Here is a 25,282-nt window from a genome sequence, read left to right as displayed (position 1 = left end):
GGAAACGACATGACAGACCAGATGACGAAACCCGCCCCGATGACCGCCGCGCCGCAGGTGAAGGCCGTACCCGATACGGTGACGGCCGCCTTCGACGAGTTCATGGAGGCATTCGAGGTCTTCCGCGAAACCAACGACCAGCGGCTTGCCGATATCGAGCGCAAGATGGGCTCTGATGTCGTGACCCGCGACAAGCTCGACCGCATCGACAGGGCGCTCGACGACAACCGCAAAATCATGGACGACCTGGCGCTCAAGAAAGCGCGCCCCGCGCTTGGCCGCAAGGACGCGCTTTCCCACGATGCCGAGGAACACAAGGCCGCTTTCGAGGCCTATATCCGTCGCGGCGAGGAGGGCGCGCTGCGCGATCTGGAGGCCAAGGCCTTTGCCGGTTCGGCTGGGGCCGATGGCGGTTTTCTGCTGCCGAACGAGACGGATGGCGAGATCGGCCGGCGCATGACGGCGATTTCGCCGATCCGGGCGCTGGCGACCGTGCGGCAGGTTTCGGCCGCCGTTTTGAAGAAACCCTTCTCGCCCGGCGGCATGACGACCGGCTGGGTTTCCGAGACGGCGGCACGCCCGCAGACGGCAACGCCGCAGCTTGCCGAACTGTCCTTTCCGACCATGGAGCTCTACGCCATGCCGGCCGCGACTCAAGGGTTGCTGGATGACGCGGCAGTTGATATCGAAGCCTGGATCGCCTCCGAAGTGGACATTGCTTTTGCCGAACAGGAGGCCGCCGCCTTCATCGCCGGCGATGGCGTGAACAAGCCCAAGGGCTTCCTCTCCTACACCGCCGTCGCCAATGATGGCTGGAGCTGGGGCAATATCGGGTATGTCGCGACCGGCGTATCGGCCGGTTTCGCCTCCGCCGGGCCGATGGATGTGCTGCTCGACGCCGTCTATGCGCTCAAAGCCGGCCACCGCCAGAACGGCACCTTCCTGATGAACCGCAAGACGCAAGGGGCGCTGCGCCGGTTCAAGGATACCAGCGGTGCCTATCTCTGGCATCCGCCGGCCGCCGCCGGCCAGCCGGCCTCGCTGATGGGCTTTCCGGTGACGGAGGCGGAGGACATGCCGAACGTGGCGGCCAACAGCTTTGCCATCGCCTTTGGCGATTTCCGCGCCGGCTATCTCGTTGTCGATCGCACCGGGGTGCGCATCCTGCGCGATCCCTATTCGGCCAAACCTTACGTGCTGTTCTACACCACCAAACGCGTGGGCGGCGGCGTGCAGAATTTCGAGGCGATCAAGCTGGTGAAATTCGGGGTGAACTGACCGCAGACCTTGCGGCCCGTTCTTCTCCCCGCCGGGGAGAAGATGCCCCGAAGGGGCAGATGAGGGGGCAACGTTGCCGAATATCTCTACCCTTGCCCCCTCATCCCGCTGCTGCGGACTTCTCCCCCTCGGGAGAAGAAACAAGCGGTGCCCGCTCGCTAGTGTGATTACCTTCCTTCCGGAGACCCCATGACCTATGCCCTCATTCATCCGCCGCAGGCGGAGCCGCTGACGCTTGCCGAGGTCAAGGCGCATCTGCGTCTCGACAGCGGCGATGAGGATGCGCTTCTTGCCGCGCTCATCCGCACCGCCCGCGAGCATCTGGAACGTACGACCGGGCTTTGCCTCATCCGCCAGACCTGGCGGCTTTATCTCGACCGGTGGCCTGAGAACGGTGTGATTCAGATTGGCAGGACACCGGTGCAAGCCATCGAAACTATACTGGTTTTTGACGGTGAGGGGCGTGCGGCAGACATCACCGTCGGTGAGAAATTGCTCGACGGCGCGGCGCGGCCCGCAAGGCTGTGGCTGCGCGATCCGCCAGCCCCTGGACGGGCGATGAACGGCATCGAGATCGATTTCATCGCCGGTTACGGCGAGGCGGGAACGGATGTGCCCGATACGCTGAAACGCGCCATGCTGATACATGTGGCGCAGATGTTCGCCTTTCGCGGCGCGGTCGCCCCGGAAAACCAGCCCGCCGCTGTTCCCGCCGGCTACGAGCGGCTGGTGGCGCCTTTCTGCCGTCTGGGGCTTTGAGACATGAACCTCGTTTTTCTCGATCCCGGCAGGCTGACCGCGCGGCTGGAACTGGAGGTGCGGACCGAAACGCCGGACGGGCAGGGCGGTGCTGTCGAAAGCTGGAGTTTCCTGCGGTCACTCTGGGCTGCGATCGAACCCGTTTCCGAGGCGTCGCATGAAAGGGCCTCGGCCGAGGGCGTGACGATCACTCACCGGGTCTGGCTGGCTTACCGCGCTGACATCACCGCCGGCATGCGCTTTCGCAAGGGCCGCCGCATTCTGGCGATCCGGGCGGTCATGGACCCGGATGAAACACGCCGCTTCATCGTCTGCCGCTGTGAGGAGGAAAGCCGATGAGCGCCGCAAATCTGCTTCTTCAGGCGATTGTCGCGCACCTGACGGGCGATGCGGCGCTGACGGCGCTCATCCCGGGCGGTGTCGTCGACCGGCTTCTGCCGCGCGCGGTTCTGCCGTGCATGGTTATCGATGATCTCGAAAGCCGGGACTATTCGACGGCGACGGAAAAGGCCGAGGAGCATTTCCTGTCGCTGCAAATCTGGAGCGACGCCAATGGCCGCAGGGGTGCCGGCGAAATCGTCGACCGGGTGACGATCCTGCTCGATGATGCAGCGTTGCCGATTACCGGCGTCTCTCTCGTCAATCTGCGGCTTCTTTCCAGCCGCTCGAGGCGCGAGGCGAAGTCCCGGAACTTCATCGCACAGATGCGTTTCAGGGCGGTGACGGAGTAGCGCCGTTTCAGGTGCTTTGCCTGCGTACGGTTTTCCACAGAACGAGAAGCAGCACGAACGAAATGGCAATCAGCACGGCGGCGATGCCAAGCATGGCCGCCACCCCGCCGCGAGCCAGCGCCAGCGTGAAAATAACGGGTGCAACGGCGATGGCGAGGTTCTGCGGCAGCGAGATGCGCGCCGCCTGAAGACCGTATTCCTCCGGGGAAAACACCGCCAGCGGCAACACGGCCCGGCTGACGGTGAGCACGCCAGCGCCGAAACCGAAAAACACGATGAAGCCGATGAAGGCCGGTATGGCCGGGGCAAAGGCCAGCAACAGCAGCAGCGACAGGAGCAGAAGACAGAGGCCGATCATGGCAGTAAGAAAGGGACTGCCGCGTTTCCCCAGCAGGAAATCCAGCCCGCGCGCCGTAATTGCCAGCAGGCTGCGCGCCGATGCCAGCTGCACCGCAAGCGATTGCGTTGCGCCCGCCTGAACGAGCAGCAGCGGCAAGAGCGGCGACAGGCCGAAGGTCGTAAAGGCGCTGATTGTCGTCATGGCCGCCAGAAGCAGAAAAGCCCGGCGTGTATCGACCGGCGAAGACGAAGGAGCGTCGGATTTCTGCCGCTTCAATACCTTGTGGGGCGGACGGCCGGGAAGGACAAAGAGATAGAGCGGCAGAAGCACGAATATCTGCAGGCAGGCATAGAGCAGAAGTGTGCCGCGCCAAGCGAGATGCTGTTCAACAAACGCGGTGAGGGGCAGAAAAACCGCCCCCGAAAGCCCGGTGAACAGCATCAGAAGCGTCAGCAACCGGCCGCTTTCCGCGCCCACGCGCTCCACCACCGCCGTATGGGCAGCCGTCGTCAACCCGCAGGTCGCGGCCAGACCCATGACGGCCCAGCCGAAAAGATAGCTTGCGACACCGCTCGAAACGGCAAGCACGGCAAAACCGACAGCGAACAGCACGGAACCGGCCACCAGCACGGGGGCGGCGCCGCGGCGGACGAGCATTCTTCCAAGCAACGGGCCGCAAAGCGCGCTGATCAGCATCATGATGGTGAGGCCGGCAAAAACGATCTCGTTGCCGATCGCCAGTTCGCCGCCAATGCGCGGCGCAAGGATGGCCAGCATATCGAAACCGGTGCCCCAACTCACGATCTGTCCGAGCGCAAGCACGCCGATAAGGCGCGCGCGGGACGTCAGGGTGGCAGCGTCGGACATGGCAAGATCGCTGAATGCGAGAGGAAAAAAATTTTGGTCGCAGGCCCGCAACACCCTGCAACCGCAATCGAAACGGAAGGAAACATGATGGTGGCGCAGAAGGGCAAGGATTTTCTGCTGAAATTCAACAATACCGGAACATATGTCACTGTTGCCGGGCTCAGAACCCAGCGGCTGGCCTTCAACGCCCAGGCGGTGGACATTACCGATGGGGAAAGCGCCGGTCGCTGGCGCGAGTTGCTGGCGGGTGCTGGCGTGCAGAGGGCCGCGCTGACGGCGTCGGGCATCTTCAAGGATGCGGCTAGCGATGCACTGGTGCGCGGCGCATTTTTCGCCGGCACCATTCCGGGCTGGCAGATCGTCATTCCCGATTTCGGCACCATTGCCGGGCCGTTTCAGATCGTGGCGCTCGAATATTCCGGCCGCCACGATGGCGAGGTGCAATTCGAGATCGCGCTGGAATCGGCCGGTCTTCTCAATTTCGGAGCGTTGTGATGGCTGAGCGTTTGCGTTACGGGCGGGCGAACCGCCATCGCGGCGAGGTCGAAGCGCTGATCGACGGCGAAAGGCGCATTCTCTGCCTGACGCTCGGTGCCCTCGCCGAACTCGAAACCGCCTTTGCAGCCGAGGACCTCACCGCGCTTGCCGAACGTTTCGCCAGCGGCCGCATGAAGGCGGCCGACATGATAAGGGTGATCGGCGCGGGCCTGCGCGGCGCGGGCAATGTCTTTTCCGACGAGGATGTGGCCGCTGCTACGGTGGAAGGCGGCATTGCCGGCCATGCCGCCATTGTCGCCGATCTTCTGACCGCGACCTTCGGCGGCCTGAAAGGCGAGACGCCGCCGGACCCTTGAGCGCCGCAGCAGGCGAAGCGACGCCGCGCCCGTTCCCCTGGGAGGCGGTTATCCATGCCGGCTTCTGCCTGCTGCGGCTCTCCTCAGAAACCTTCTGGCGGCTGACCCCGCGGGAATTCTTCGCGATGACGGGCGGCAACGCCGTTCCCTGCGGCCCCGACCGTCAGGCGATGGAAGCGATGATGCGGCGGTTTCCGGATCGGTGAGTTCATTCCCTAAAACGATCAAGCATTTCAAAAATTTATGGTTCCGATTTGAATCAGAAAGGCAAGCGCGATGGCGGGCGAAGGATCGATGGCGGAGAACCGGCAAGAGGCGGAGGCGCTGTCGGAGGTGATGGGCGATCTCGAACGCCGGTCCGAGCGGTTCGGCGCGGCCCTGTCCTCGGCCCTGCAGGCGGCGACGGCGGGCGGCAAAGGGCTGGACGACGTCTTGCGCGGGTTGGGGCAGCGGTTGTCCGGCATTGCGCTCTCTGCCGGTCTGAAACCGCTTGAGGGCATGATTGGCAATGCCGTCAGCGGGCTGTTGAACGGCGGCGGTTCGCTGTTCGGCTTTGCCGATGGCGGTGTGCCGGGACGCGGCATCACGCCCTTTGCCGATGGCGGCGTCGTTTCCAGCCCCGCCTTTTTTCCGATGGGCGGCGGGCTTGGCCTCATGGGCGAGGCGGGGGCGGAAGCGATCCTGCCGCTGAAGCGCGGTTCGGATGGCGCTCTCGGCGTTGCCGCGCCGTCCGGCGGCGGCGGGGCGCAGATCGTTTTTAACGTGACGGCGACGGATGCTGCGAGCTTTCGGAAAAGCGAAGGCCAGATCGCCGCCATGCTGGCGCGCAGCGTCGGGCGCGGCCAGCGCGGATTGTGACGCGCTCCTTTTCCCAGACCACAGAAATGAATCCAGGAACAACGACATGGCAGCATTTCATGAAGTGCGGTTTCCGCTGCGGCTCGCGCTCGGGGTGAGCGGCGGGCCGGTGCGGCGGACGGACATCGTCAACCTGTCCAATGGCCGTGAAAGCCGCAACCAGCGCTGGAGGAACGCCAGGCGCAGCTATGACGCCGGGTCCGGTATCCGCTCCATCGCCGATCTCTATGAGGTGCTTGCCTTTTTCGAGGCGCGGCGCGGCGAACTTTATGGCTTTCGTTTTCGCGACCCTGTGGATTTCAAATCCTGCCCGCCGGAGAAGACGCCCGCCGCGACCGATCAGAGGATCGGCACCGGTGACGGGGCGACATCGGGTTTTCAGTTGCGTAAGACCTATGCTGATGCGGGCGGCGCGTTCTCCCGGCGGATCGAGAAGCCGGTCGAAGGCTCGGTCATGGTTTCGGTCGAGGGGGTGAAGGTCGAAGCGGCCGATGTGGCGGTCGATCATGTAACCGGCATGATCGTGTTCCGGGCGGGGCGGGCGCCGCCCGCCGGCGCCGCGATCCGTGCCGGTTTCGAATTCGACGTGCCGGTCCGCTTCGGGATCGACCGTATCGACGTGAACCTGACCGCTTTCGAGGCGGGCCGCATTCCCTCCATTCCACTGATGGAAATATCGCCATGAAAACCATTCCCGCCGCCCTTGCCGAGCATCTCAAGGGAGATGCGACGACCACATGCCATTGCTGGAAGGTGACATTGAAGGATGGCGCGGTGATCGGTTTTACCGATCATGACGAGACAATCGTGTTCGGCGGTACGTCCTATCTTGCCGCCAGCGGCTTTTCGGCCAGCGATAGCGACAGTGAAACGGGGCTGGGCGCCAGTGCCGGGGAGGCGGCGGGCGGTTTTTCGAGTGAGGCGATTGCGGAAGACGATCTGGCCGCCGGGCGTTTCGATGGTGCCAGGGTGGAGCTTTTCCTCGTCAATTGGCAGGTGCCGGACCAGCGTATGCTGCTGAATATGCGCGAGATTGGCGAGGTGACACGGGCGGGAGGGTCGTTTCGCGCCGAGCTGCGCAGCCTTGCCCATCGCCTCGGCCAGCCGCAGGGCAGGGTCTATGGACGGCGCTGCGATGCGGCGCTCGGGGGCAGGCGTTGCGGTGTCGATCTGGAGCCGTTTACCGGCCGTGGCGGCGTTGTGGCGGTGGATGCGTCGGGTGGCCTGCTGGTCTCCGGGCTCGATGTTTTCGCCGATGGTTTCTTCAGCCGGGGAAAGCTGCGCTTTATGGCTGGCCCGCTCGCCGGCAGGAATTTCGACCTCGACGGCCACGAGCGGCGTGACGGCGGCGTGCATCTGTCCTTCTGGCTGCCGCCGGAACAGACGCCTTCGCCGGGAGACACGTTTTCCATCACCGCCGGCTGCGACAAGAGTTTTTCCACTTGCCGGGAAAAATTCGCCAACCATCTGAATTTCCGTGGTTTTCCGCATCTTCCGGGGGCGGATTTCGCCTATTCCTATGCGGCGGGCGGTGAGAGCCATGACGGTGGGGCGCTGTTTCCATGAGTGATACCGGTGCAAGAGTGCTGGTGCTGGCGCAAGACTGGATCGGCACGCCCTATCGGCATCAGGCCTCGTTGAAGGGTGTCGGCTGCGATTGCCTTGGCCTCGTCAGGGGCATCTGGCGCGGCATTTACGGCCACGAACCGGAATTGCCGCCGCCCTATGCGCCCGATTGGGCCGAACGCGGCGGCGAGGACCGGCTGATGGCGGCGGCAAAACGTCATTTTCCGGCGGTGTCGGGCATGGAAGAGGCAAGGCCGGGAGACCTGCTGCTGTTTCGCTGGCGGGCCGGTGCGGCGGCCAAACATCTCGGCATTCTGGCCGGTCCGCAGCATTTCATCCATGCCTATGAACAGGCGGCAGTGGTGCGTTCGGCGCTGGTGCCGGGCTGGCAACGGCGCATCGCCGGTATCTTCCGTTTTCCCGATCCCTGATTTTTAGAGGCGAGCATGGCGACAATCGTTTTTCAGGCGGCGGGTGCGGCGCTCGGCGGTATTTTCGGCCCTTTGGGTGCAATGATCGGCCGGGCGGCCGGGGCGCTGGCGGGCAATGCCATCGACCGCACTCTTCTTTCGAACGGGCGGACGGTAACGGGCGCACGGCTTGCGACGGCGCGCATTCCGGGGGCGGATGAAGGCGCTGCGATCAGCCGGCTTTATGGCGCAGCAAGGATCGGCGGTACGCTGATCTGGGCGACGCGTTTTGAAGAAAGCGTCGAAGTGGAGCGCCGCGGCGGCAAGGGCAACCGTGGCCCGAAGGTCGAAACCTTTCGCTATTTTGCCAACGTCGCCATCGGCCTGTGCGAAGGTGAGGCTGCCATGGTGCGGCGTGTCTGGGCCGATGGGCGGGAGTTGGACCTGAGCGCCATCGAGATGCGTTTTTATCCCGGCAGCGAGACACAATTGCCCGATCCGTTGATCGAGGCGAAGCAGGGGGCGGGCAACGCGCCGGCCTTTCGCGGACTGGCCTATGTCGTTTTCGAACGCCTGCCGCTCGACGGTTTTGGCAACCGCATTCCGCTGATGCAGTTCGAAGTGGTGCGGCCTGTCGGACGGCTGGAAAAAGCCATTCGCGCCATCACCGTCATCCCCGGGGCAACGGAGCACGGTTACGCCACCGTGCAGGTTTGCGAACGTACAGGCATCGGCCAAAGCCGCATCATGAACCGCAATGGTTTGACCGCTTCGACCGACTGGCAGGCGGCAATCGACGAATTGCAGGCGCTCTGCCCTAATCTTGAGAGCGTGGCGCTGGTGGTGAGCTGGTTCGGCACGGATATGCGGGCGGGGGAATGCCGCATTCTGCCGGGCGTGGAAGTGGCCGGCCGGGATGGGGAAACCATTCCATGGTCTGTCGCCGGCCTTTCGCGCGATGAGGGGCATCCTGTCAGCCATCATGGCGGCGGCCCGGCCTATGGCGGCACGCCGAACGACGAAAGCGTGCTGCAGGCGATAGCCGATCTCAGGGCGCGCGGCCTTCGGGTGTGCCTTTACCCCTTTGTGATGATGGATGTTCCCACGGGCAACGGTCTGCCGGACCCCTATGGCAAAAGCGAGCAGGACGCCTATGCCTGGCGCGGGCGCATCACCTCCTTTCCTGCACCCGGCAGGGCAGGCTCTGCTGATCGCAGTGCGGGCGCGCGGATGCAGGTTTCCGCCTTCTGCAACCGCGATGAAGGTTACCGTCGCATGGTGCTGCATTATGCGGCGCTGGCGGCCCGGGCTGGCGGGGTGGATGCCTTTCTGATCGGCTCGGAGCTGCGTGGGCTGACGGCGCTGAGAGACGAGAATGATGCCTTTCCCTTTGTCGAGGAACTGGTGCGGCTTGCGGGCGATGTGCGGGCCATGATGGGGCCGGCGGTGAAGCTGACCTATGCGGCGGACTGGAGCGAATATTTCGGCCACCAGCCGGCGGACGGTTCGGGCGACGTGCTCTTCCATCTCGATCCGCTCTGGGCGAGTCCGAATATCGACGCCATCGGCATCGATAATTACATGCCGCTTTCCGACTGGCGCGATGGGGATGCCGCAAACGGCAATCCGGACGGCATGACCGGCCCGGACGATGTGAGCGCCTTCTGCCGCACTATTACGGCGGGAGAGGGGTTTGACTGGTATTATGCCAGCGATGCGGACCGCGCCGCGCGGCGGCGCACGCCGATTACCGACGGGTTGAAGGGCAAGTCGTGGGTGTTCCGTTACAAGGACCTGCGCAACTGGTGGGGAAACCTCCACTACGACCGGGTGCGGGGTGTGGAGAAAACCACGCCGACGGCATGGGCGCCGCGCTCGAAGCCCGTCTGGTTCACCGAACTCGGCTGTCCGGCTGTGGACAAGAGCGCGACGCGCCCCAATGTCTTTCCCGATCCGAAATCGGCGGAAAACGCCTTTCCCTATTTTTCCCGCCGCAACCGCGCCGACAGCCAGCAGCGACGGTTTCTGGAGGCGCATCTCGACCATTGGGGAAAGGGCGATGCGGCGATGGTCGATGCAGGCAGGGTCTATCTGTGGACCTGGGATGCACGGCCCTTTCCGGCCTTTCCGCAGAATGGTGCGGCCTGGAGCGATGGTGGCAACTGGCGCACCGGCCACTGGCTGAACGGGAGGTTGGGCACGGCAACGCTTGCCGATGCCATGGCCGCCATCCTCACCGATCATGGCTTTTCCGACTTCGACGTTTCCGCCGTCAGCGGCGACCTGGGAGGTTATGTGCAGGGCGACGTGACCTCGGCCCGCAACCTCTTGGAGCCGCTGATGGCGGCGTTTCAGGTGGATGTGGCGGAGGACGGCGGAACCCTGCGCTTTCGCTCGCGCAATACGGCGGTCTTGCCGGTGCGGGATATTGCCGTGCTGGCCGATCTGGAGGACGAGCCGCTCTGGTCGGAAAATCGCGGCCATGACAGCGATTTCGCGGCTGAAGCCGTGCTGATGTCTTTCAACCCGACGCTGGACTACGAGCAGGCAAGTGTACGGTCCCGCCGCATCGACAATGCCGGCAGCCGGGTGATGCGGCTCGATCTCAACGCTGCCCTGCCTGCGGAAACGGCGGAAGCCGCTGTCGAGGCGCTGTTGCGCGACAACCGGCAGGCGCGGCGCAGCCTGCGCTTTGCTCTGCCGTCTTGCGATATCGCCCTTGAACCGGGTGATTGTATCCGCCTGCCGGAAGGGGCTTTTCCGCAGGCGCCGGCAGGGCGGTTTCTGGTCAGCCGGATCGAGGACGGCGCGGTGCGGCAGGTGGAGGCGCGGGCCTTTTCCGCTGCCTTTCCGGTCTTTGCCGGCGGCGCGGAGGAACGGCGCAGCAGCGGGACAAGCGGGGCCGAAGGTTTCGCGCCGGAGGTGCTGTTTCTCGATCTGCCCTACCATGACGGCACTGCGCCGGAGGATTCGGCGCGGATTGCGGCGCTTGCCAAGCCCTGGCGGCCAATCATCATTTCCGCGTCGCCGGGCAGGGAAGGTTACCGGCAGCGCGTGCTGCTGGACCGGCCGGCGATGATCGGCGCGCTGGCGATGCCGCTGATATCGGGCCCTTCCGGCCGTTTCGACCGGAAAAACGCCGTCTTCGTCGATCTGCCCTTCGGCGAGGTATCGTCGTCCGGGGAGCTTTCGGTGCTGAACGGCGACAACCGTCTCGCCATCAAGGCGGCGAACGGCGTTTGGGAAATCGTCGCTTTCGCAAACGCCGAGGAAGTCGCACCCGCGCGCTGGCGGCTCTCCTCTCTCCTCCGGGGGCTCGCCGGCACGGAAGACGCACTGGCCGCAGGCGCGGCGAAAGGTGCGCCGGTGGTGGTTCTGGATGCGGCGGTGCAGCCGCTTGGTCTTGCCGCGAGCGAGCGCGGGCGACGCCTGAACTGGATCGCGGAAGCGGCGGGAGTGGCAGGCGCAATGAGCGGTCCTTTTGCCTTCGAGGGCGGCCTGCGGGCGCTGACACCGCTCGCGCCGGTGCATCTTGCCGCTGAGCGGCGCGGCGACGGCGTGTTCATCAGGTGGAAACGCCGGGGCCGGGTGGAGGCCGACGACTGGGATGCGAGCGACATCCCGCTGGACGAGCCCTTCGAGCTCTATCGCATCGAGGTGCTGGACGGCGAGACTGTGCGGCGCATGGCGGAGGTTTCGCAACCCTTCTGGTTTTACCCCGCCACGGACGGACTCACAGATTTCCCGGCATTGCGGGATCACATTTCCGTGCGTGTCCGAATGCTCGGCCGCGCGGTGCCCTCGGGTGTGGTGGCGCAGGCCACCCTCCCGATCTGACATATGCCTGAAAAACAACGCAAAGGATGAGACTATGGACAGCACCAAAGCATGGTATCAATCGCGCACGATCTGGGGCGCCCTGGTCGCGGTTTTCGCACCGCTTTTCAGCATTGCCGGCCTCGATCTACCCGCCGGTCTGCAAGGCGAACTTGCGGACGGGCTGGTGACGGTTGCGGGCGGAATCGGCGGTCTGGTCGCACTTTACGGCCGTCTTTCGGCGACCAGCACCATTCGCTGACAGCGCCCGCGCCGCCGCCGTTCCCGCCACGCGCCCATGCGGCGGGGGCGGCATTCATTTGCCATTCAGACGCTTTGCGCTACATATTCGGTCATAATAAGGTTCGAGACGCACCCGGTTTTTGGAAGTTTGTAGAATGGCATCACCTCTCATCATCGCGACGCTTGCAGCCGGGCTTTCCGGTTTCACGGCGCCCGAGGCTGATCTGCAGGGCCATTACATTCTGGCGGCGAGCGATTGCGGCGCAGCCGTCGCCCGCGTCGTGCGCGAAACCGGCGGCCAGCTGCTTTCGGTCTATCCTTCCGGTGACGGTCAGTCCTGTGTCGTCACCGTTCTCGTCCAGGGCAATGGCGAACGCCCGCGCAAGGTAACAATGCGCGTGCCGATGTAGCTTGCCCGCATCGCCGAAATATCGGAAAACAACCCGACACATGTAGCATGACCGGCCACCCGCGGGGGCCGGGACGGAAGGAAAGGGCGGACAATGCGAATTCTCGTTGTTGAGGATGATGCCAATCTCAATCGTCAGCTGACCGACGCGCTGAAAGAAGCCGGTTATGTCGTCGATCAGGCATTCGACGGCGAGGAGGGGCATTATCTCGGCGATACCGAGCCCTATGACGCCATCGTCCTCGATATCGGCCTGCCGCAGCTCGACGGCATCACCGTCGTTGAAAAATGGCGTGCGGCCGGCAAGGCCATGCCCGTTCTCATCCTCACTGCCCGCGACCGCTGGAGCGACAAGGTCGCCGGTATCGATGCCGGCGCCGACGATTACGTCACCAAGCCTTTCCATGTCGAAGAAGTTCTCGCCCGCGTGCGTGCGCTCATCCGCCGCGCCGCCGGCCACGCCTCTTCCGAACTCGTCTGCGGCCCGGTCCGGCTCGACACCAAATCCTCCAAGGCGACCGTCAACGGCGCGACGCTGAAGCTCACCTCGCACGAGTTCCGGCTCCTGTCCTATCTCATGCACCACATGGGCGAGGTCGTCTCGCGCACGGAGCTGGTCGAGCACATGTACGATCAGGATTTCGACCGCGATTCCAACACCATCGAGGTGTTTGTCGGCCGTCTGCGCAAGAAGCTCGGGGTTGATCTGATCGAGACGATCCGTGGTCTCGGTTACCGGATGCAAGCGCCGGCAGATGCGAAGTAATTCCCTCACCGCCCGCGTTCTGCTGCTCGCCTCGCTCTGGTCGGTGCTGGCGCTGGTGGTGATCGCCGTCGTGATCTCGACGCTTTACCGGCAGGGAGTGGAGCGCAGCTTCACCGATCTTCTGAGGGCGCAGCTTTATAACGTCATCAATTCCGTGACGATTTCCAACGAGAATACGCTGGCCGGCAGCCCGCAGCTCGGCGATCTGCGCTTTTCGCAGCCCGATACCGGCTGGTACTGGGTTGTCGAGCCGCTCGGCAATTTCCAGACCGCGCCGCTTGTCTCCTCGTCGCTCGGCGTCTCTACCCTGCCGGTGCCGAGCATTCTCGATGCGCCCTTCGACAACCGCTATGAGCGCTTTTATGCCGTGACCGACGAGGCCGGCAATCAGGTGCGCGTGGCGGAAACCGAAGTCGTGCTGGATGGCGAAGGGCGCGCGGCGCGTTTCCGTGTCTCCGGCAATCTGAACGTCGTGGAAGACGATGTGCGGGATTTCTCCAACAGCCTCTATCTGGCGTTGGCGGTCTTCGGTGTCGGCAGTCTCGTCGTCAACGGTCTTGCCATTCTCTACAGTCTGCGACCGCTCGATCAGGCCCGCGTGGCGCTCGGCAAGATCAGGGGCGGGGAGGCGGAAAGCCTCGAAGGCGAATTCCCGCGTGAAATTCAGCCGCTGGCCAATGAGGTCAATGCGCTGATCGACAGCAATCGCCGCCTCGTGGAGCGCGCCCGCATGCAGGTGGGCAATCTGGCGCATTCGCTGAAGACGCCGATCGCCGTTCTTCTGAACGAGGCCCGCACGCTGGAGCCGCAGCATGGCGATCTGGTGCGGGCTCAGGCAGACGCCATGCAGGCGCAGGTGCAATCTTATCTCTCCCGCGCCCGCATCGCGGCCCAGCGCGGTTCCATCCTTGCCCGCGTCGAAGCGGAACCGGCGCTGGAACGGCTGGTGCGCGTGATGCGCCGTCTGAACCCGGACAAGCAGTTCATTCTGAACATTGACGAGGCCGGCGCCGTGCTCGGTATGGAACAGCAGGATCTGGAAGAGGTCGTCGGCAATCTCCTCGAAAATGCCGCGCGGTTTGCCCAGGCGCGTGTGGTCATCACGCTTGCCGCTGGTACGCACCCGTCCCCCGATGCGGAAATCGCCCGGCGCGCCTGGGTGGAACTGACGGTGGAGGATGACGGACCGGGGCTTGAGCCGGAACAGATAAGCGAAGCGATGAAGCGCGGGCGGCGGCTGGACGAAAGCCGGCCGGGCACGGGCCTTGGATTGTCGATCGTTTCCGAGGTGGTGTCAGAGTACCATGGCCGCTTTTCGTTGTCGCGCAGCGGCATCGGTGGGCTGAAAGCCGATCTGATTTTGCCAGGCCTTTCGAAAGAGCTTGCGTGAGGCAAGAAAAAAGGCAAGAAATTCAATGGCGATATATTAGGTGCAATGCGGTAGGAAAGAGGACAGGGTTTGGTTGACGTGTATGATGGCTGTCGCTCCGTGACGATGCGCTCGCTGGTGTCACGCCCGGCGCTTGTCTCGATCCTGTGCGTATCGATGCTAAGCGCCTGCACCACCACGGGCACCCGCCCGGTGGGCGGCGGCCTGTTCGGCCGCTCGTCCCAGCCCTCGACGCCGTTCCTTGCCAACCTGCAAGGCGGCATCATCGGGCGAAGCGGCGTTCAGCTCGACAGGGGTGACCAGACCAAGGCGCTGGAAGCCGAATATAAGGCGCTGGAAGCGGCCCCCGTTGGCACGCCGGTTTCCTGGGCCGGCGATGACGCCAAGGGGCAGGTGGTCGCCAATGCGCCCTATCAGGTCGGCAATCAGAATTGCCGGCAATATTCGCACACCCTGACAGTCGACGGACGTGAAACCAGAGTGCGCGGCGCGGCATGCCGTAATGCCGACGGAAGCTGGTCGCCTCTCACGTAATGACTTTGCGTAAAATACTTTGACGTAAATCAAGGTCACGGGCCTTTTGCGATGACAGGAAGAGGCATGGCGGTGCAGCCGGGAGAGGGCCTGCGGTGCGGCGTGATGTCTCAAATTCGCGTCATCCCCGCGCTTCGTGTTTCCATGCGCCGCGCATTCGAGTAATTGAGCCTTATGTTCTGGATTGTCGTTGCGATATTGACGGCGGCTGTCGCCATCGTCCTGATGTACCCGCTGATGCGGAAAACCGAGGCGCCGCAGACGCGCCGCGACGGTGAAGTTGCCGTTTATCGCGACCAGCTGGCCGAACTGGACCGCGAACGCGCCGCCGGCCTTATCGGCGACACCGAGGCGGATTATGCCCGCGCCGAAATCGGCCGCCGGCTTCTCGCCGCCGCCGAAGCGGAAGAGCAATCCGGCAAAGAAACCCGGCCGCGCCGGCACAATCTCGCCGCCAGCCTCATCACGGTTCTGCTGCCCGCGCTCGGGCTCTGTCTTTACATCTGGAACGGTAGTCCGGAAGTGCCGGACATGCCGCTCGAGGCGCGTCTTGAAAATCCCGGCAACGATATGAACATGCTGGTGGCCCGCGCGGAACGGCATCTGGCGCAGAACCCTGAGGATGGCGCTGGCTGGGATATTCTGGCGCCGATCTATTTCAAGATGCAGCGTCTTGGCGATGCCGAGCTTGCCTATCGCAATGCGCTGCGCATCCAGGGGCCGAGTGCTGAACGGCTGACGGGCCTTGGCGAAACGCTGGTGGCCGGCAATGACGGTGTCGTCATTGAAGCCGCGCGTACGGCTTTTGCTGAGGCCGAAGAACTGAAGCCCGGCAATCCGCGCGCCCGCTTCTATCTGGCGCTGTCGCTGGAACAGGCCGGCAAGGCCGAGGAAGCACGCGCCGCCTTTACCGCACTGGCGGCGGATGCGCCCGCCGGTGCGCCGTGGCTGCCGCTGGTTCAAGAGCATATCACCCGCACCGGCGGCGCGGCGACCCCCGTCGCACCCGGCCCGACGGCGCAGGATATGGCGGCGGCCAACGACATGACGGCTTCTGACCGGCAGGCGATGATCGAAGGCATGGTGTCGAGTCTCGACGCCAAGCTCAAGGAAAACCCCGCCGATTTTGAAGGCTGGATGCGGCTTGTCCGTGCCTATTCCGTGCTGAAGAACGAGGCCAAGGCCGGAGAGGCACTGCGGGCGGGGCTGAAGGCCTTCCCGCCGGAGGGCGAAGAGGGCAGGCAGCTTCTGGCGCTGGCGAAGGAACTTGGCGTTTCTGCCGGACCGATCCGCATGAACAGGCAGCAGGATGCCGCGCCGCAGGGAGTGACGCAATGACCCGCAAACAGAAACGCCTGGCGATCATCGGCGGCGGCATGAGCTTCATCGTTGCAGCCGTGCTGCTGGTCATGTTCGCCTTCGGTCAGTCCATTGCCTATTTCTACATGCCGGCCGATCTGGAGAAGACGCCCGTCAACCCCGGCACCCGCATCCGCCTCGGCGGGCTGGTGGCGGAAGGCTCGATCAAGCGCGGCGAAGGCCGCACGGTCAGCTTCACGGTGACGGATGGCGAGGCCAATGTGCCGGTCAGCTATACCGGCATCCTGCCCGATCTTTTCCGTGAAGGGCAGGGCGTGGTGACCGAAGGCATGTTCGATGCCGCGACCCACGGTTTCGTGGCCGACAGCGTGCTGGCCAAGCACGACGAGAATTACATGCCGAAGGAAGTGGCCGACAGGCTGAAGGACAAGGGCCTGTGGCAACATGCGGGAGAGGGCGAAGAGCCTTCCGCCGCAACGCCGTCGAGCAGCGCACTTTCTTCCGACAAGACCGGAGCGACCAGATGATCAACGAGATCGGCCATTATGTTCTGGTTCTGGCGCTCGGTGTGGGGCTGATCGTCTCGACGCTGCCGGTCATCGGCGCGCGCCGCAACGACCGGGCGCTGATGGATATCGCCTCGCTCGGCTCGGTGCTGATGTTCCTGTTGGTAGGTTTTTCCTTCGCGGCGCTGACGCGGGCCTATGCCGTCTCTGATTTTTCCGTGCGCAATGTCTGGGAAAACTCCCATTCGCTGATGCCGCTGCTCTACAAGTTGACCGGCGTTTGGGGAAACCACGAAGGCTCGATGCTGCTGTGGCTGCTTATCCTGGTGTTTTTCAGCGCGCTCGTCGCCGCCTTCGGCCGCAACCTGCCGGAAACGCTCAAAGCCAATGTGCTTGCGGTGCAGGCATGGATTTCGGTCGCCTTCCTGCTGTTCATCCTGCTCACCTCCAATCCGTTCCTGCGGCTGGAGCCGGTGCCCGCCGAGGGGCAGGACCTCAATCCCATCCTTCAGGATTTCGGCCTCGCCATTCATCCGCCGTTGCTCTATCTCGGTTATGTCGGCTTTTCTGTCTGCTTCTCCTTTGCCGTTGCCGCATTGCTGGAAGGACGCATCGATGCCGCCTGGGCGCGCTGGGTAAGGCCGTGGACGCTCGCCGCATGGACCTTCCTGACCGCCGGCATCTCCATGGGCTCCTACTGGGCCTATTATGAACTCGGCTGGGGCGGCTGGTGGTTCTGGGATCCGGTGGAAAACGCCTCCTTCATGCCGTGGCTTGCCGGAACGGCGCTCTTACATTCAGCGCTGGTCATGGAAAAGCGAGAAGCGCTGAAAATCTGGACCGTGCTTCTGGCGATCATGACCTTTTCGCTGTCGCTGCTCGGCACCTTCCTCGTCCGCTCCGGCGTTTTGACCTCCGTGCACGCCTTCGCCACCGATCCAAGCCGCGGCATCTTCATTCTCTGCATTCTGACCATCTTCATCGGCGGCGCCTTCGCGCTCTTTGCCTGGCGCGCGCCGTCGCTCAAAGCCGGCGGACTGTTTGCGCCGATCTCCCGGGAAGGTTCGCTCGTCCTCAACAACCTGATCCTCACGGTTTCAACCGCCACCGTGCTGATCGGCACGCTTTATCCGCTGATCCTTGAAACGCTGACAGGCGAAAAAATCTCGGTCGGCGCGCCTTTCTTCAACCTCACCTTCGGCCTGTTGATGATCCCGATCCTGATCGTCACACCCTTTGGCCCGATGCTCGCCTGGAAGCGCGGCGATCTTCTCGGAGCCTTCCAGCGGCTTTATGTGGCCGCGGCGCTTGCCGCTCTCGCGGGGCTGACGCTCTGGTATATCGAAAATGGCGGTCCGGTGCTGGCCGCCCTCGGCATCGCCGCCGGTTTCTGGCTGATCTTCGGCGCTTTCGCCGACCTCTGGTATCGCGCCAATTTCGGCAAGCTCGCCTTCGGTATTGCTTTTCGCCGCCTGAAGGGCCTGCCGCGTTCGGCCTTCGGCACGGCGCTGGCGCATATGGGGCTTGGCATCACCGTGCTCGGCATCGTCATCGTCACCACTTTCGAGACCGAGACGGTGCTGGAAATGAAACAGGGCATGGCGGCGGAAGCGGGCGGCTACAGCCTGACCTTCGATGGCGTCCGCCACGCCGTCGGCCCGAATTTCACCGAGGATCGCGGCCATTTCACAGTTCGCAGGGCGGGAGTAGAAGTGGCCGATGTCTGGTCCTCCAAGCGGCTTTACACCGCGCGGCGCATGCCGACGACGGAAGCCGGCATCCTGACCTTCGGCCTCAGCCAGCTTTATGTCTCGCTTGGCGACCCCATGGCCGATGGCGGCATGGTGGTGCGCATCTGGTGGAAACCCTTCATCCTGTGCATCTGGGGCGGCACACTGTTCATGATGGCGGGTGGTTTTATCTCGCTCTCCGACAGGCGGTTGCGGGTGGGTGCGCCGAACCGCAAGGCGAAGCCGGTGCGGGCTGCAATGCCGGAGGCGGCGGAATGAGTGGCGAACTCTCCTCATTCCTGTGCTTGTCACAGGAATCCAGTCGACGCGCGTCTGCGCGGCGGGAGAGCCTTTTCAGCCCAAGGACTTGGGCTGGCTGGATTCCTGTGACAAGCACAGGAATGAGGGAGGTTGTGGCGGGGCTCACGCTCCTTCTCGTCCTCATGTTTACGTCATGGCCGGCCTTCGCCTTCAACCCCGACGAAGTCCTCAAAGACCCCGTGCTGGAGCAGCGCGCCCGTAACCTCACGTTTCAGCTCCGCTGCATGGTCTGCCAAAACCAGTCCATCGACGACAGCAATGCGGAACTGGCGCGTGACCTGCGCGTCCTCGTGCGCGAACGGCTGGTCGAGGGCGACAGCGACAAGGCCGTCATCGATTATGTCGTGTCGCGTTACGGCGAATTCGTGCTCTTGAAACCACGCCTCAGCCTTCGAACCGTGCTTTTGTGGGGCGCGCCCATCGGCCTCACCCTTGCCGGGATTTTCGCCGTCTTCGTGTTTTCGCGTCGCCGCGCCACTCAGGAACAGCCACAAAAACTGAGCGCGGACGAAGAAGAGCGAATTCGTAATCTCATTGAAAAATAATCGGTTTCCTTTTTCCTCCCGGTTCTTTTTCAACATTACGGATTTTTCATTCATCAGACACTTCGCCGTAAGGTGTTGCCTCCTATATCTTCATCATCCACCGCTTCCCCGGTCACACGGGTTCCAGTCTGAATGAAGAAAGAAGGTACAACATGTCTCATTCGCAAAACGGCCATTCCTCGCTGAAGACGGCCCTGAAGGCCACGACCGTTGGCGGCCTTGCGGCGCTGATGCTTTCCACCGGCATCGCCGCTCCGATCCTTCACTCGTTTGCCGCCCCTGTCGAAGTAACCGCACCGCAGGTTCCGAGCTTCGCCAATGTGGTTGATGCCGTCTCGCCCGCCGTCGTCTCTGTTCGCGTGCAGTCGAATGTGCAGCCGGCTTCCGACGATTCCAGCAACTTCTCCTTCAACTTCGGCGGCCGTGGCCTCGACCAGCTGCCGGATGATCACCCGCTGAAGCGCTTCTTCAAGGAATTCGGCGGCCCCAACCAGGATCGCTCCGACCGTGGCCCGAACCGCCACCGTGGCGGCAAGGGTCCGCTACGCCCCGTCGCCCAAGGCTCCGGCTTCTTCATTTCCGAAGACGGTTACATCGTTACCAACAACCACGTTGTCGATGACGGTTCCGCCTACACGATCGTGATGAATGACGGCACCGAACTCGATGCCAAGCTCGTTGGCCGCGATCCGCGCACCGATCTGGCGCTGCTGAAGGTCGATGTGAACCGCAAGTTCACCTATGTGCAGTTCGCCGATGACAGCAAGATCCGCGTCGGCGACTGGGTCGTCGCCGTCGGCAACCCCTTCGGCCTCGGCGGCACGGTGACATCCGGCATTATCTCGGCCCGTGGCCGCGATATCGGCTCCGGCCCCTATGACGATTACCTGCAGATCGACGCTGCCGTGAACCGTGGTAACTCGGGCGGCCCGGCTTTCAACCTCAACGGCGAAGTCGTTGGCATCAACACCGCCATCTTCTCGCCTTCCGGCGGCAATGTCGGCATCGCCTTCGCCATTCCGGCATCGGTCGCCAAGGACGTGATCGCCGACCTGCAGAAGGACGGCAAGGTCGAACGCGGCTGGCTCGGCGTGCAGATCCAGCCCGTCAGCAAGGATATCGCCGAATCGCTCGGCCTGTCCGAGGCAAAGGGCGCGCTTGTCGTTTCGCCGCAGTCCGGCTCGCCGGGCGACAAGGCCGGTATCAAGCAGGGTGACATCATCACCGCCGTCAATGGCGATCCCGTCAAGGACGCCCGCGACCTGTCGCGCCGCATCGGCGGCATGGCGCCCAACAGCAAGGTGGAAATCTCGCTGTGGCGCGACGGCAAGTCGCAGTCCGTCACGGTGACGCTGGGCGATCTCGCCAGCGACGAGGCCTCCAAGTCGACACCGAGCCAGAACGACGACAAGGGCGGCCAGTCCTCCAGCGAGAAGGTGCTCTCCAGCCTCGGACTGACGGTTGCGCCCGCCGATGACGGAAATGGCCTCGCCATTACCGATGTCGATCCCGACAGTGATGCCGCTGCCCGTGGTCTGAAGACGGGTGAGAAGATCACCTCGGTCAACAACCAGCAGGTCGCTTCCGCCGCCGATATCGAGAAAATCCTCGAGCAGGCCAAGAAGGACGGTCGTTCCAAGGCGCTGTTCCAGATCCAGACGAATGACGGCAGCCGATTTATCGCGCTGGATATCGATCAGGGTTGATAGGCGGAAAGGCGATGCCGGTTCTTTCGGGAGCCGGCGTCGCATTGCGCTCTTGAGACGGGGCGGTTGAGTATGGCAGGGCGTTGCGGCCCGTTTCTTCTCCCCGCCGGGGAGAAGGTGGCCCGAAGGGTCGGATGAGGGGGTAACCTCCCGGTAAATCTCTGGCCTTGCCCCCTCATCCCGCTGCCGCGACCTTCTCCCCGGCGGGGAGAAGAAACAAGCGGCGCCCGCCTGATCCATAGGCGATTGTTCCGCCTTGAAGCGCGATGGTGCTTCAAGGCCAAGTCTTCGGAGGAAACCTCATGGAAAACAAAGTTCAGGAAGTTACTCCCGCATCTGTTTCCGGTTGTGCGGAAAAGGGCGAGGGCGCTATTGTCCCGCACATGAAGATTCTTGTCATTGAAGACGACCTCGAGGCTGCGGCCTATATGACCAAGGCGTTCCGCGAAGCCGGGATCGTCGCCGATCATGCGAGCGACGGTGAGAGCGGCCTGTTCATGGGCTGCGAGAACGCTTACGACGTGATGGTGATCGATCGCATGTTGCCGCGCCGCGACGGACTTTCCGTCATCAGCGAGCTGCGCCGCCGCGGCATCGAGACGCCGGTTCTGATCCTTTCCGCGCTGGGACAGGTGGATGACCGCGTGACGGGCCTGCGCGCCGGCGGTGATGATTATCTGCCGAAGCCCTATGCCTTTTCCGAACTGCTCGCCCGTATCGAGGTGCTGGGTCGCCGCAAGGGCAAGCCCGAGCAAGACATGATCTACCGGGTGGGTGATCTCGAGCTGGACCGGCTGTCCCATGATGTCCGCCGGGGCGGCAAGGAAATCCTGCTGCAGCCGCGCGAATTCCGCCTGCTGGAATATCTGATGAAGAATGCCGGTCAGGTCGTAACCCGCACCATGCTTCTGGAAAATGTCTGGGACTATCATTTCGATCCGCAGACCAATGTCATCGACGTGCATGTATCCCGCCTGCGCTCGAAGATCGAGAAGGACTTTGAGAAGCCGCTCTTGAAGACCATTCGCGGCGCGGGCTACATGATGAAGGACGAGGGCTGATTGCCGAAAATGGCCCGCCTCAGAATATTGTTCAGATCGACGGCGGTGCGCCTTTCGGCGCTCTATATTCTGCTGTTCGCACTCTGCGCCGCCTTCCTGGTCTTCTATGTCACCGCCCTTTCCGAACGGTTGCTGAACCAGCAGACGCGCGATGCCGTGTTGCAGGAAGTCTCGGATGTGCAGCGCATCTATAATCGTGGCGGCATCAACCCGCTACTGAGGATGATGGAGCGACGCGCCCGTCAGCCGGGTGCGAGCCTCTACATCATTGCCGGTCCGAACGGCGAAATCCTTGCCGGCAACGTCGCTTCGGTGCAGCCGGGCGTTTTCGACAAGGAAGGCTGGACCGGTTTTCCTTTCCGTTACGAGCGTTACTCCGAAAGCGGCGACAGCGTGCAGCACCTGGCCACCGCCAATGTCTTCATGCTGGACAACGGCCTGCGCATCCTGATCGGCCGCGACCTCGGCGAACCCACCAAGTTCCGGGCGCTGGTGCGCAACGCGCTGATGGTGGCGCTCGCCATCATGGGCGGCGGCGCGCTGCTCATCTGGTTCGGTATCGGCCGTAATGCGCTGAAACGTATCGACCGCATGTCGGCGGCGACCAAGAAGATCATGGCGGGCGACCTTTCGCAGCGCCTGCCGCAGGGCCGCTCCGGCGATGAATTCGACCGCCTGTCCGGCTCGCTCAACGCCATGCTCGGCCGCATCGAAAAGCTGAATGAGGGTCTGCGGCAGGTCTCCGACAATATCGCCCACGACCTGAAGACGCCGCTGACGCGGCTGCGCAACAAGGCGGCCGCAGCGCTTGACGACGATGACGAGACGAAACGGCGCGCAGCGCTTGAAGGCATCATCGCTGAATCCGACCAGCTTATCCGCACCTTCAATGCGCTGCTGATGATCTCCCGCGTCGAGGCCGGTTCGATCGCCGCCGAAATGACCGATGTGGACGTCTCGGCGATTGCCGAAGACAGCGCCGAACTCTACGAGCCGGTGGCTGAGGATGCAGGGCTGGCTCTGGAAACCGAAATCGAGCAGGGCCTTGCCGTCAAGGGTAACCGCGAACTGATCGGCCAGGCGCTCTCCAACCTCATCGACAACGCCATGAAATATGCCTGCGAAGGCGAAGGTGATAAAAAACTCGTCGTGCGTCTGGCAAGAGAGCAGGAGGCCATTGTGCTCTCCGTCGCCGATAACGGCCCCGGCATTCCCGCCGACAAACGCGGCGAGGTGCTGAAACGCTTCGTCAGGCTGGATGAAAGCCGCTCGAAACCCGGGACCGGGCTCGGCCTGTCGCTGGTGGAGGCCGTGATGGAACTGCATGGCGGATCGCTGAAGCTGTCGGACACGGACGCCGCGAATGCGGCCTGCCCGGGGCTGACCGTTTCGATGGTGTTTCCCGTCTCGAAGGTTTAGGCATCCCGGCGGAGGATGCGGTTCACCCGGGTTTGTCCGCGAGGTTTCCACATGCGGAAAATGACTGTTTTTCAAGGTTGTATTGCAAGGTCATCTGAAGAATAGTCCGATTGATTTGACTGCAATGGCTCAGTTCGGAAATCGCGTGCGATGGACGAGAGGATGTGTGACGGGTGGCAGCTACGGTTCCCTTGACCGACGACGGGCATGGCCCGATCATTCTGTTCGATGCGGAATGTGTGCTGTGCGCCTTAAATGCGCAATTCGTGCTGCGGCATGACAGGGCCGGATATTTCCGCCTGGCGTCCATGCAGGGCGAGATCGGCGCGGAAATCTACCGGCGTTGCGGCATGAATCCGAAAGATCCCGTCAGCATGCTGGTCGTGGTGGGCGGCAGGGTGCGGCAGGACAGCGATGCGGTGCTGAGCATATATGAAGCGCTGGGCATGCCCTGGCGGCTGATCACCATATTACGCATCGTTCCCGCATTGCTGCGCGATCCCGTTTATCGCTTTGTCGCCCGCAATCGCTACCGCTGGTTCGGAAAACGCGAAGAGTGCTGGGTGGCGCCGCCGGAATACCGGGACAGGATACTCTAAGCATGGCGGCCCCGGTGAAACGCCTTGCGGCGCTTCACCGGGTGAGGAGACGTGAGGACAGGCACGCCTTTCCTCATTGGGGACTGCCGAGCGGCAGGCATCCGTCGCCGTGCATTCCTCCTGCCCGCTGTTCAGAACGTATAAGCGACGCCCACCATCGCGAACGGCTGAATATCCTTCTTCGACAGGGGACTGTCCTTGGCGTCGCCCAGCAGGAAGCCGACGCCGCCTGTGCCGGTGATCGACCAGTTCTCGGTCACAAGGTAAGTGACGGAAGCGCTGGCGTCGACGCGCTTGAAGCCCGATTTCGCGTCGAAGCGGCGCAGACCCGAGCGGGCGGACTGGGCCGAGGTGACGCCGAAATAGGATTTCATGTGCTTGTCGTCCGCCCAGGTGGCGGAGAGGTCTGCGCCCAGGATGAATTGATCCATTTTATGTGAGACGCTGGCGCCGATGGTCGCGGTCAGACCTTCGCTGCCGTCAATGGTCTTGTCCAGCTTGGCGTAGATTTCGAACGGGTCCACGCCATAGGCGATAACGCCGCCGACCACACCGGCCGCCTTGATATCGCCCATTCCCCGCAGGTTTTTTCTGTCGTCCTTTTCCTTGCGCCCGGCTTCCCAGCCGCCCTTCACACCCAGCCTGAAGCCGTTGTGGTTCAGCAGGTTGACGGTGACGCCGCTGAAATCGATACTCAGCGTATCTCCATAGGCGATGGAAACCAACGGTACGGCGCCTGCTTTCAGCTTGTCCGAACCCTCATATTTCGGGGCGTAGGCGGCACCGACACCGAGCGTGATCTTCCAGTCGCTGGAGCTGCTGTAGCGGGCATTGTCGAAATTGCCCTGTGGATCGGCCACCCGGTCCGATTTGCCGATGTCGGCGGCAAAAACGGGGGTGCAGACGGCTTGCACCATGGGCAGCGTTGTCAGGCAAAGGGCCACCGCGCGCAGGTTCTTTTGCAATTTCACTGTAAAAATCTGTTTCATGATCATATCCGTTGCAGCATCGAGCGTTGGAAAACTGGGGAGTCGGGTTTCGTTGAGGCTGACGCTACGCGGGCACAATTGCGGAGACATTACGGGGTACGGCGCTTTGGAAAACATCACCATCGGCGGTTTTGTGATCGCAAAGCGGCCTGCATTTGTTAAAACGCCAGATGTGCGCGCCGGGAGGATTCTAAGAGGTGCGGCGGCAGGGACGTTTCGGGTGCGGTGCATCCAGTCCTGAAAGCCGCGCATGTCGGGAGCGGCG

At 63.2% G+C, this 25,282-nt stretch carries 27 protein-coding genes; 25 read left to right on the top strand and 2 right to left on the bottom strand.

Features of this window, described 5'->3' with window-relative positions; genetic code table 11:
- Window positions 1-9: 9 nt before the first annotated feature.
- The 4 genes from AGR1_RS08795 (at window position 10) to AGR1_RS08780 (ending at window position 2,768) form a co-directional block, all read left to right on the top strand.
- A complete protein-coding gene (locus AGR1_RS08795) occupies window positions 10-1,278 on the top strand; it encodes a phage major capsid protein (protein ID WP_149146710.1) in 1,269 nt (422 codons plus the stop codon).
- Between the two features lie 189 nt (window positions 1,279-1,467).
- Window positions 1,468-2,037 (top strand): head-tail connector protein, encoded by a 570-nt coding sequence (locus AGR1_RS08790; RefSeq protein ID WP_149146709.1) that lies wholly within the window; start codon window positions 1,468-1,470, stop codon window positions 2,035-2,037.
- Between the two features lie 3 nt (window positions 2,038-2,040).
- A complete protein-coding gene (locus tag AGR1_RS08785; RefSeq protein WP_149146708.1) occupies window positions 2,041-2,376 on the top strand; it encodes a phage head closure protein in 336 nt (111 codons plus the stop codon).
- The gene (locus AGR1_RS08780) at window positions 2,373-2,768 is read left to right on the top strand and encodes a DUF3168 domain-containing protein (protein ID WP_137409977.1); all 396 of its coding nucleotides are present in this window, start codon (window positions 2,373-2,375) and stop codon (window positions 2,766-2,768) included. Before AGR1_RS08785 ends, AGR1_RS08780 begins: the two co-directional genes overlap by 4 nt.
- Window positions 2,769-2,775: 7 nt before the next feature.
- Here AGR1_RS08780 and AGR1_RS08775 read toward each other — a convergent pair whose 3' ends face one another.
- Window positions 2,776-3,975 carry an MFS transporter gene (locus AGR1_RS08775; RefSeq protein WP_187772089.1) on the bottom strand — a complete coding sequence of 400 codons (1,200 nt, stop codon included), beginning with the start codon at window positions 3,973-3,975 and terminating at the stop codon, window positions 2,776-2,778.
- Between the two features lie 87 nt (window positions 3,976-4,062).
- Here AGR1_RS08775 and AGR1_RS08770 point away from each other — a divergent pair, with 87 nt between their 5' ends.
- The 21 genes from AGR1_RS08770 to AGR1_RS08670 all read left to right on the top strand — a co-directional run bounded on the left by AGR1_RS08770 (window position 4,063) and on the right by AGR1_RS08670 (window position 24,028).
- A complete protein-coding gene (locus tag AGR1_RS08770; protein WP_080793098.1) occupies window positions 4,063-4,470 on the top strand; it encodes a phage major tail protein, TP901-1 family in 408 nt (135 codons plus the stop codon).
- On the top strand, window positions 4,470-4,829 hold the full coding sequence (locus AGR1_RS08765; protein WP_137409978.1) for a gene transfer agent family protein: 360 nt from the start codon (window positions 4,470-4,472) through the stop codon (window positions 4,827-4,829). The genes AGR1_RS08770 and AGR1_RS08765 overlap by 1 nt, the downstream gene beginning before the upstream one ends.
- Window positions 4,826-5,035, top strand: a complete 210-nt coding sequence (locus tag AGR1_RS08760; RefSeq protein ID WP_080791087.1) for a rcc01693 family protein — start codon at window positions 4,826-4,828, stop codon at window positions 5,033-5,035. Before AGR1_RS08765 ends, AGR1_RS08760 begins: the two co-directional genes overlap by 4 nt.
- A gap of 70 nt (window positions 5,036-5,105) precedes the next feature.
- Complete coding sequence (locus AGR1_RS08755; protein ID WP_149146707.1) at window positions 5,106-5,687, top strand: phage tail tape measure protein; 582 nt, start codon at window positions 5,106-5,108, stop codon at window positions 5,685-5,687.
- A gap of 46 nt (window positions 5,688-5,733) precedes the next feature.
- Window positions 5,734-6,372: a TIGR02217 family protein gene (locus AGR1_RS08750; protein WP_149146706.1), complete on the top strand. Its 639-nt coding sequence runs from the start codon at window positions 5,734-5,736 to the stop codon at window positions 6,370-6,372.
- Window positions 6,369-7,253, top strand: a complete 885-nt coding sequence (locus tag AGR1_RS08745; protein WP_149146705.1) for a DUF2163 domain-containing protein — start codon at window positions 6,369-6,371, stop codon at window positions 7,251-7,253. Before AGR1_RS08750 ends, AGR1_RS08745 begins: the two co-directional genes overlap by 4 nt.
- Window positions 7,250-7,684 (top strand): NlpC/P60 family protein, encoded by a 435-nt coding sequence (locus tag AGR1_RS08740; protein ID WP_080791083.1) that lies wholly within the window; start codon window positions 7,250-7,252, stop codon window positions 7,682-7,684. Before AGR1_RS08745 ends, AGR1_RS08740 begins: the two co-directional genes overlap by 4 nt.
- 15 nt (window positions 7,685-7,699) lie before the next feature.
- A complete protein-coding gene (locus tag AGR1_RS08735; RefSeq protein ID WP_149146704.1) occupies window positions 7,700-11,500 on the top strand; it encodes a glycoside hydrolase/phage tail family protein in 3,801 nt (1,266 codons plus the stop codon).
- A 34-nt stretch (window positions 11,501-11,534) separates the two neighbouring features.
- Window positions 11,535-11,741, top strand: coding sequence for a hypothetical protein (locus tag AGR1_RS08730; RefSeq protein WP_162927399.1), 207 nt, complete (start codon window positions 11,535-11,537; stop codon window positions 11,739-11,741).
- A gap of 136 nt (window positions 11,742-11,877) precedes the next feature.
- Window positions 11,878-12,132: a hypothetical protein gene (locus AGR1_RS08725; protein WP_003497070.1), complete on the top strand. Its 255-nt coding sequence runs from the start codon at window positions 11,878-11,880 to the stop codon at window positions 12,130-12,132.
- A 93-nt stretch (window positions 12,133-12,225) separates the two neighbouring features.
- Window positions 12,226-12,897, top strand: a complete 672-nt coding sequence (locus AGR1_RS08720; protein WP_080791081.1) for a response regulator transcription factor — start codon at window positions 12,226-12,228, stop codon at window positions 12,895-12,897.
- Entirely contained in the window at window positions 12,887-14,287 is a 1,401-nt protein-coding gene (locus AGR1_RS08715) for a HAMP domain-containing sensor histidine kinase (protein ID WP_137409984.1), read from the top strand. Before AGR1_RS08720 ends, AGR1_RS08715 begins: the two co-directional genes overlap by 11 nt.
- Before the next feature lie 105 nt (window positions 14,288-14,392).
- On the top strand, window positions 14,393-14,821 hold the full coding sequence (locus AGR1_RS08710; RefSeq protein ID WP_149147310.1) for a hypothetical protein: 429 nt from the start codon (window positions 14,393-14,395) through the stop codon (window positions 14,819-14,821).
- Window positions 14,822-14,995: 174 nt separating this feature from the next.
- Window positions 14,996-16,159 (top strand): c-type cytochrome biogenesis protein CcmI, encoded by a 1,164-nt coding sequence (gene ccmI / locus AGR1_RS08705; protein WP_162927398.1) that lies wholly within the window; start codon window positions 14,996-14,998, stop codon window positions 16,157-16,159.
- A complete protein-coding gene (gene ccmE, locus AGR1_RS08700) occupies window positions 16,156-16,668 on the top strand; it encodes a cytochrome c maturation protein CcmE (RefSeq protein ID WP_080791078.1) in 513 nt (170 codons plus the stop codon). Before ccmI ends, ccmE begins: the two co-directional genes overlap by 4 nt.
- Window positions 16,665-18,656, top strand: coding sequence for a heme lyase CcmF/NrfE family subunit (locus AGR1_RS08695; protein ID WP_149146703.1), 1,992 nt, complete (start codon window positions 16,665-16,667; stop codon window positions 18,654-18,656). Before ccmE ends, AGR1_RS08695 begins: the two co-directional genes overlap by 4 nt.
- Before the next feature lie 122 nt (window positions 18,657-18,778).
- Window positions 18,779-19,243: a cytochrome c-type biogenesis protein CcmH gene (locus tag AGR1_RS08690; protein ID WP_187772174.1), complete on the top strand. Its 465-nt coding sequence runs from the start codon at window positions 18,779-18,781 to the stop codon at window positions 19,241-19,243.
- A gap of 152 nt (window positions 19,244-19,395) precedes the next feature.
- Window positions 19,396-20,949 carry a Do family serine endopeptidase gene (locus AGR1_RS08685; RefSeq protein WP_137409988.1) on the top strand — a complete coding sequence of 518 codons (1,554 nt, stop codon included), beginning with the start codon at window positions 19,396-19,398 and terminating at the stop codon, window positions 20,947-20,949.
- A 302-nt stretch (window positions 20,950-21,251) separates the two neighbouring features.
- On the top strand, window positions 21,252-22,010 hold the full coding sequence (locus tag AGR1_RS08680; RefSeq protein WP_080791074.1) for a response regulator transcription factor: 759 nt from the start codon (window positions 21,252-21,254) through the stop codon (window positions 22,008-22,010).
- Between the two features lie 9 nt (window positions 22,011-22,019).
- Window positions 22,020-23,429, top strand: coding sequence for an ATP-binding protein (locus AGR1_RS08675; protein ID WP_080791073.1), 1,410 nt, complete (start codon window positions 22,020-22,022; stop codon window positions 23,427-23,429).
- A gap of 173 nt (window positions 23,430-23,602) precedes the next feature.
- Complete coding sequence (locus AGR1_RS08670; protein WP_149146701.1) at window positions 23,603-24,028, top strand: DCC1-like thiol-disulfide oxidoreductase family protein; 426 nt, start codon at window positions 23,603-23,605, stop codon at window positions 24,026-24,028.
- A gap of 131 nt (window positions 24,029-24,159) precedes the next feature.
- Here the strand turns inward: AGR1_RS08670 and AGR1_RS08665 are convergent, their stop codons facing one another.
- Window positions 24,160-25,023 carry a MipA/OmpV family protein gene (locus AGR1_RS08665; protein WP_170985463.1) on the bottom strand — a complete coding sequence of 288 codons (864 nt, stop codon included), beginning with the start codon at window positions 25,021-25,023 and terminating at the stop codon, window positions 24,160-24,162.
- Window positions 25,024-25,282 lie beyond the last annotated feature (259 nt).

The sequence above is a fragment of the Agrobacterium sp. B1(2019) genome (assembly GCF_008274755.1).
Classification (GTDB): domain Bacteria; phylum Pseudomonadota; class Alphaproteobacteria; order Rhizobiales; family Rhizobiaceae; genus Agrobacterium; species Agrobacterium salinitolerans.
The sequence above is the reverse complement of the archived record's forward strand: the minus strand, read 5'-3'. Positions and strand labels throughout refer to the sequence as shown.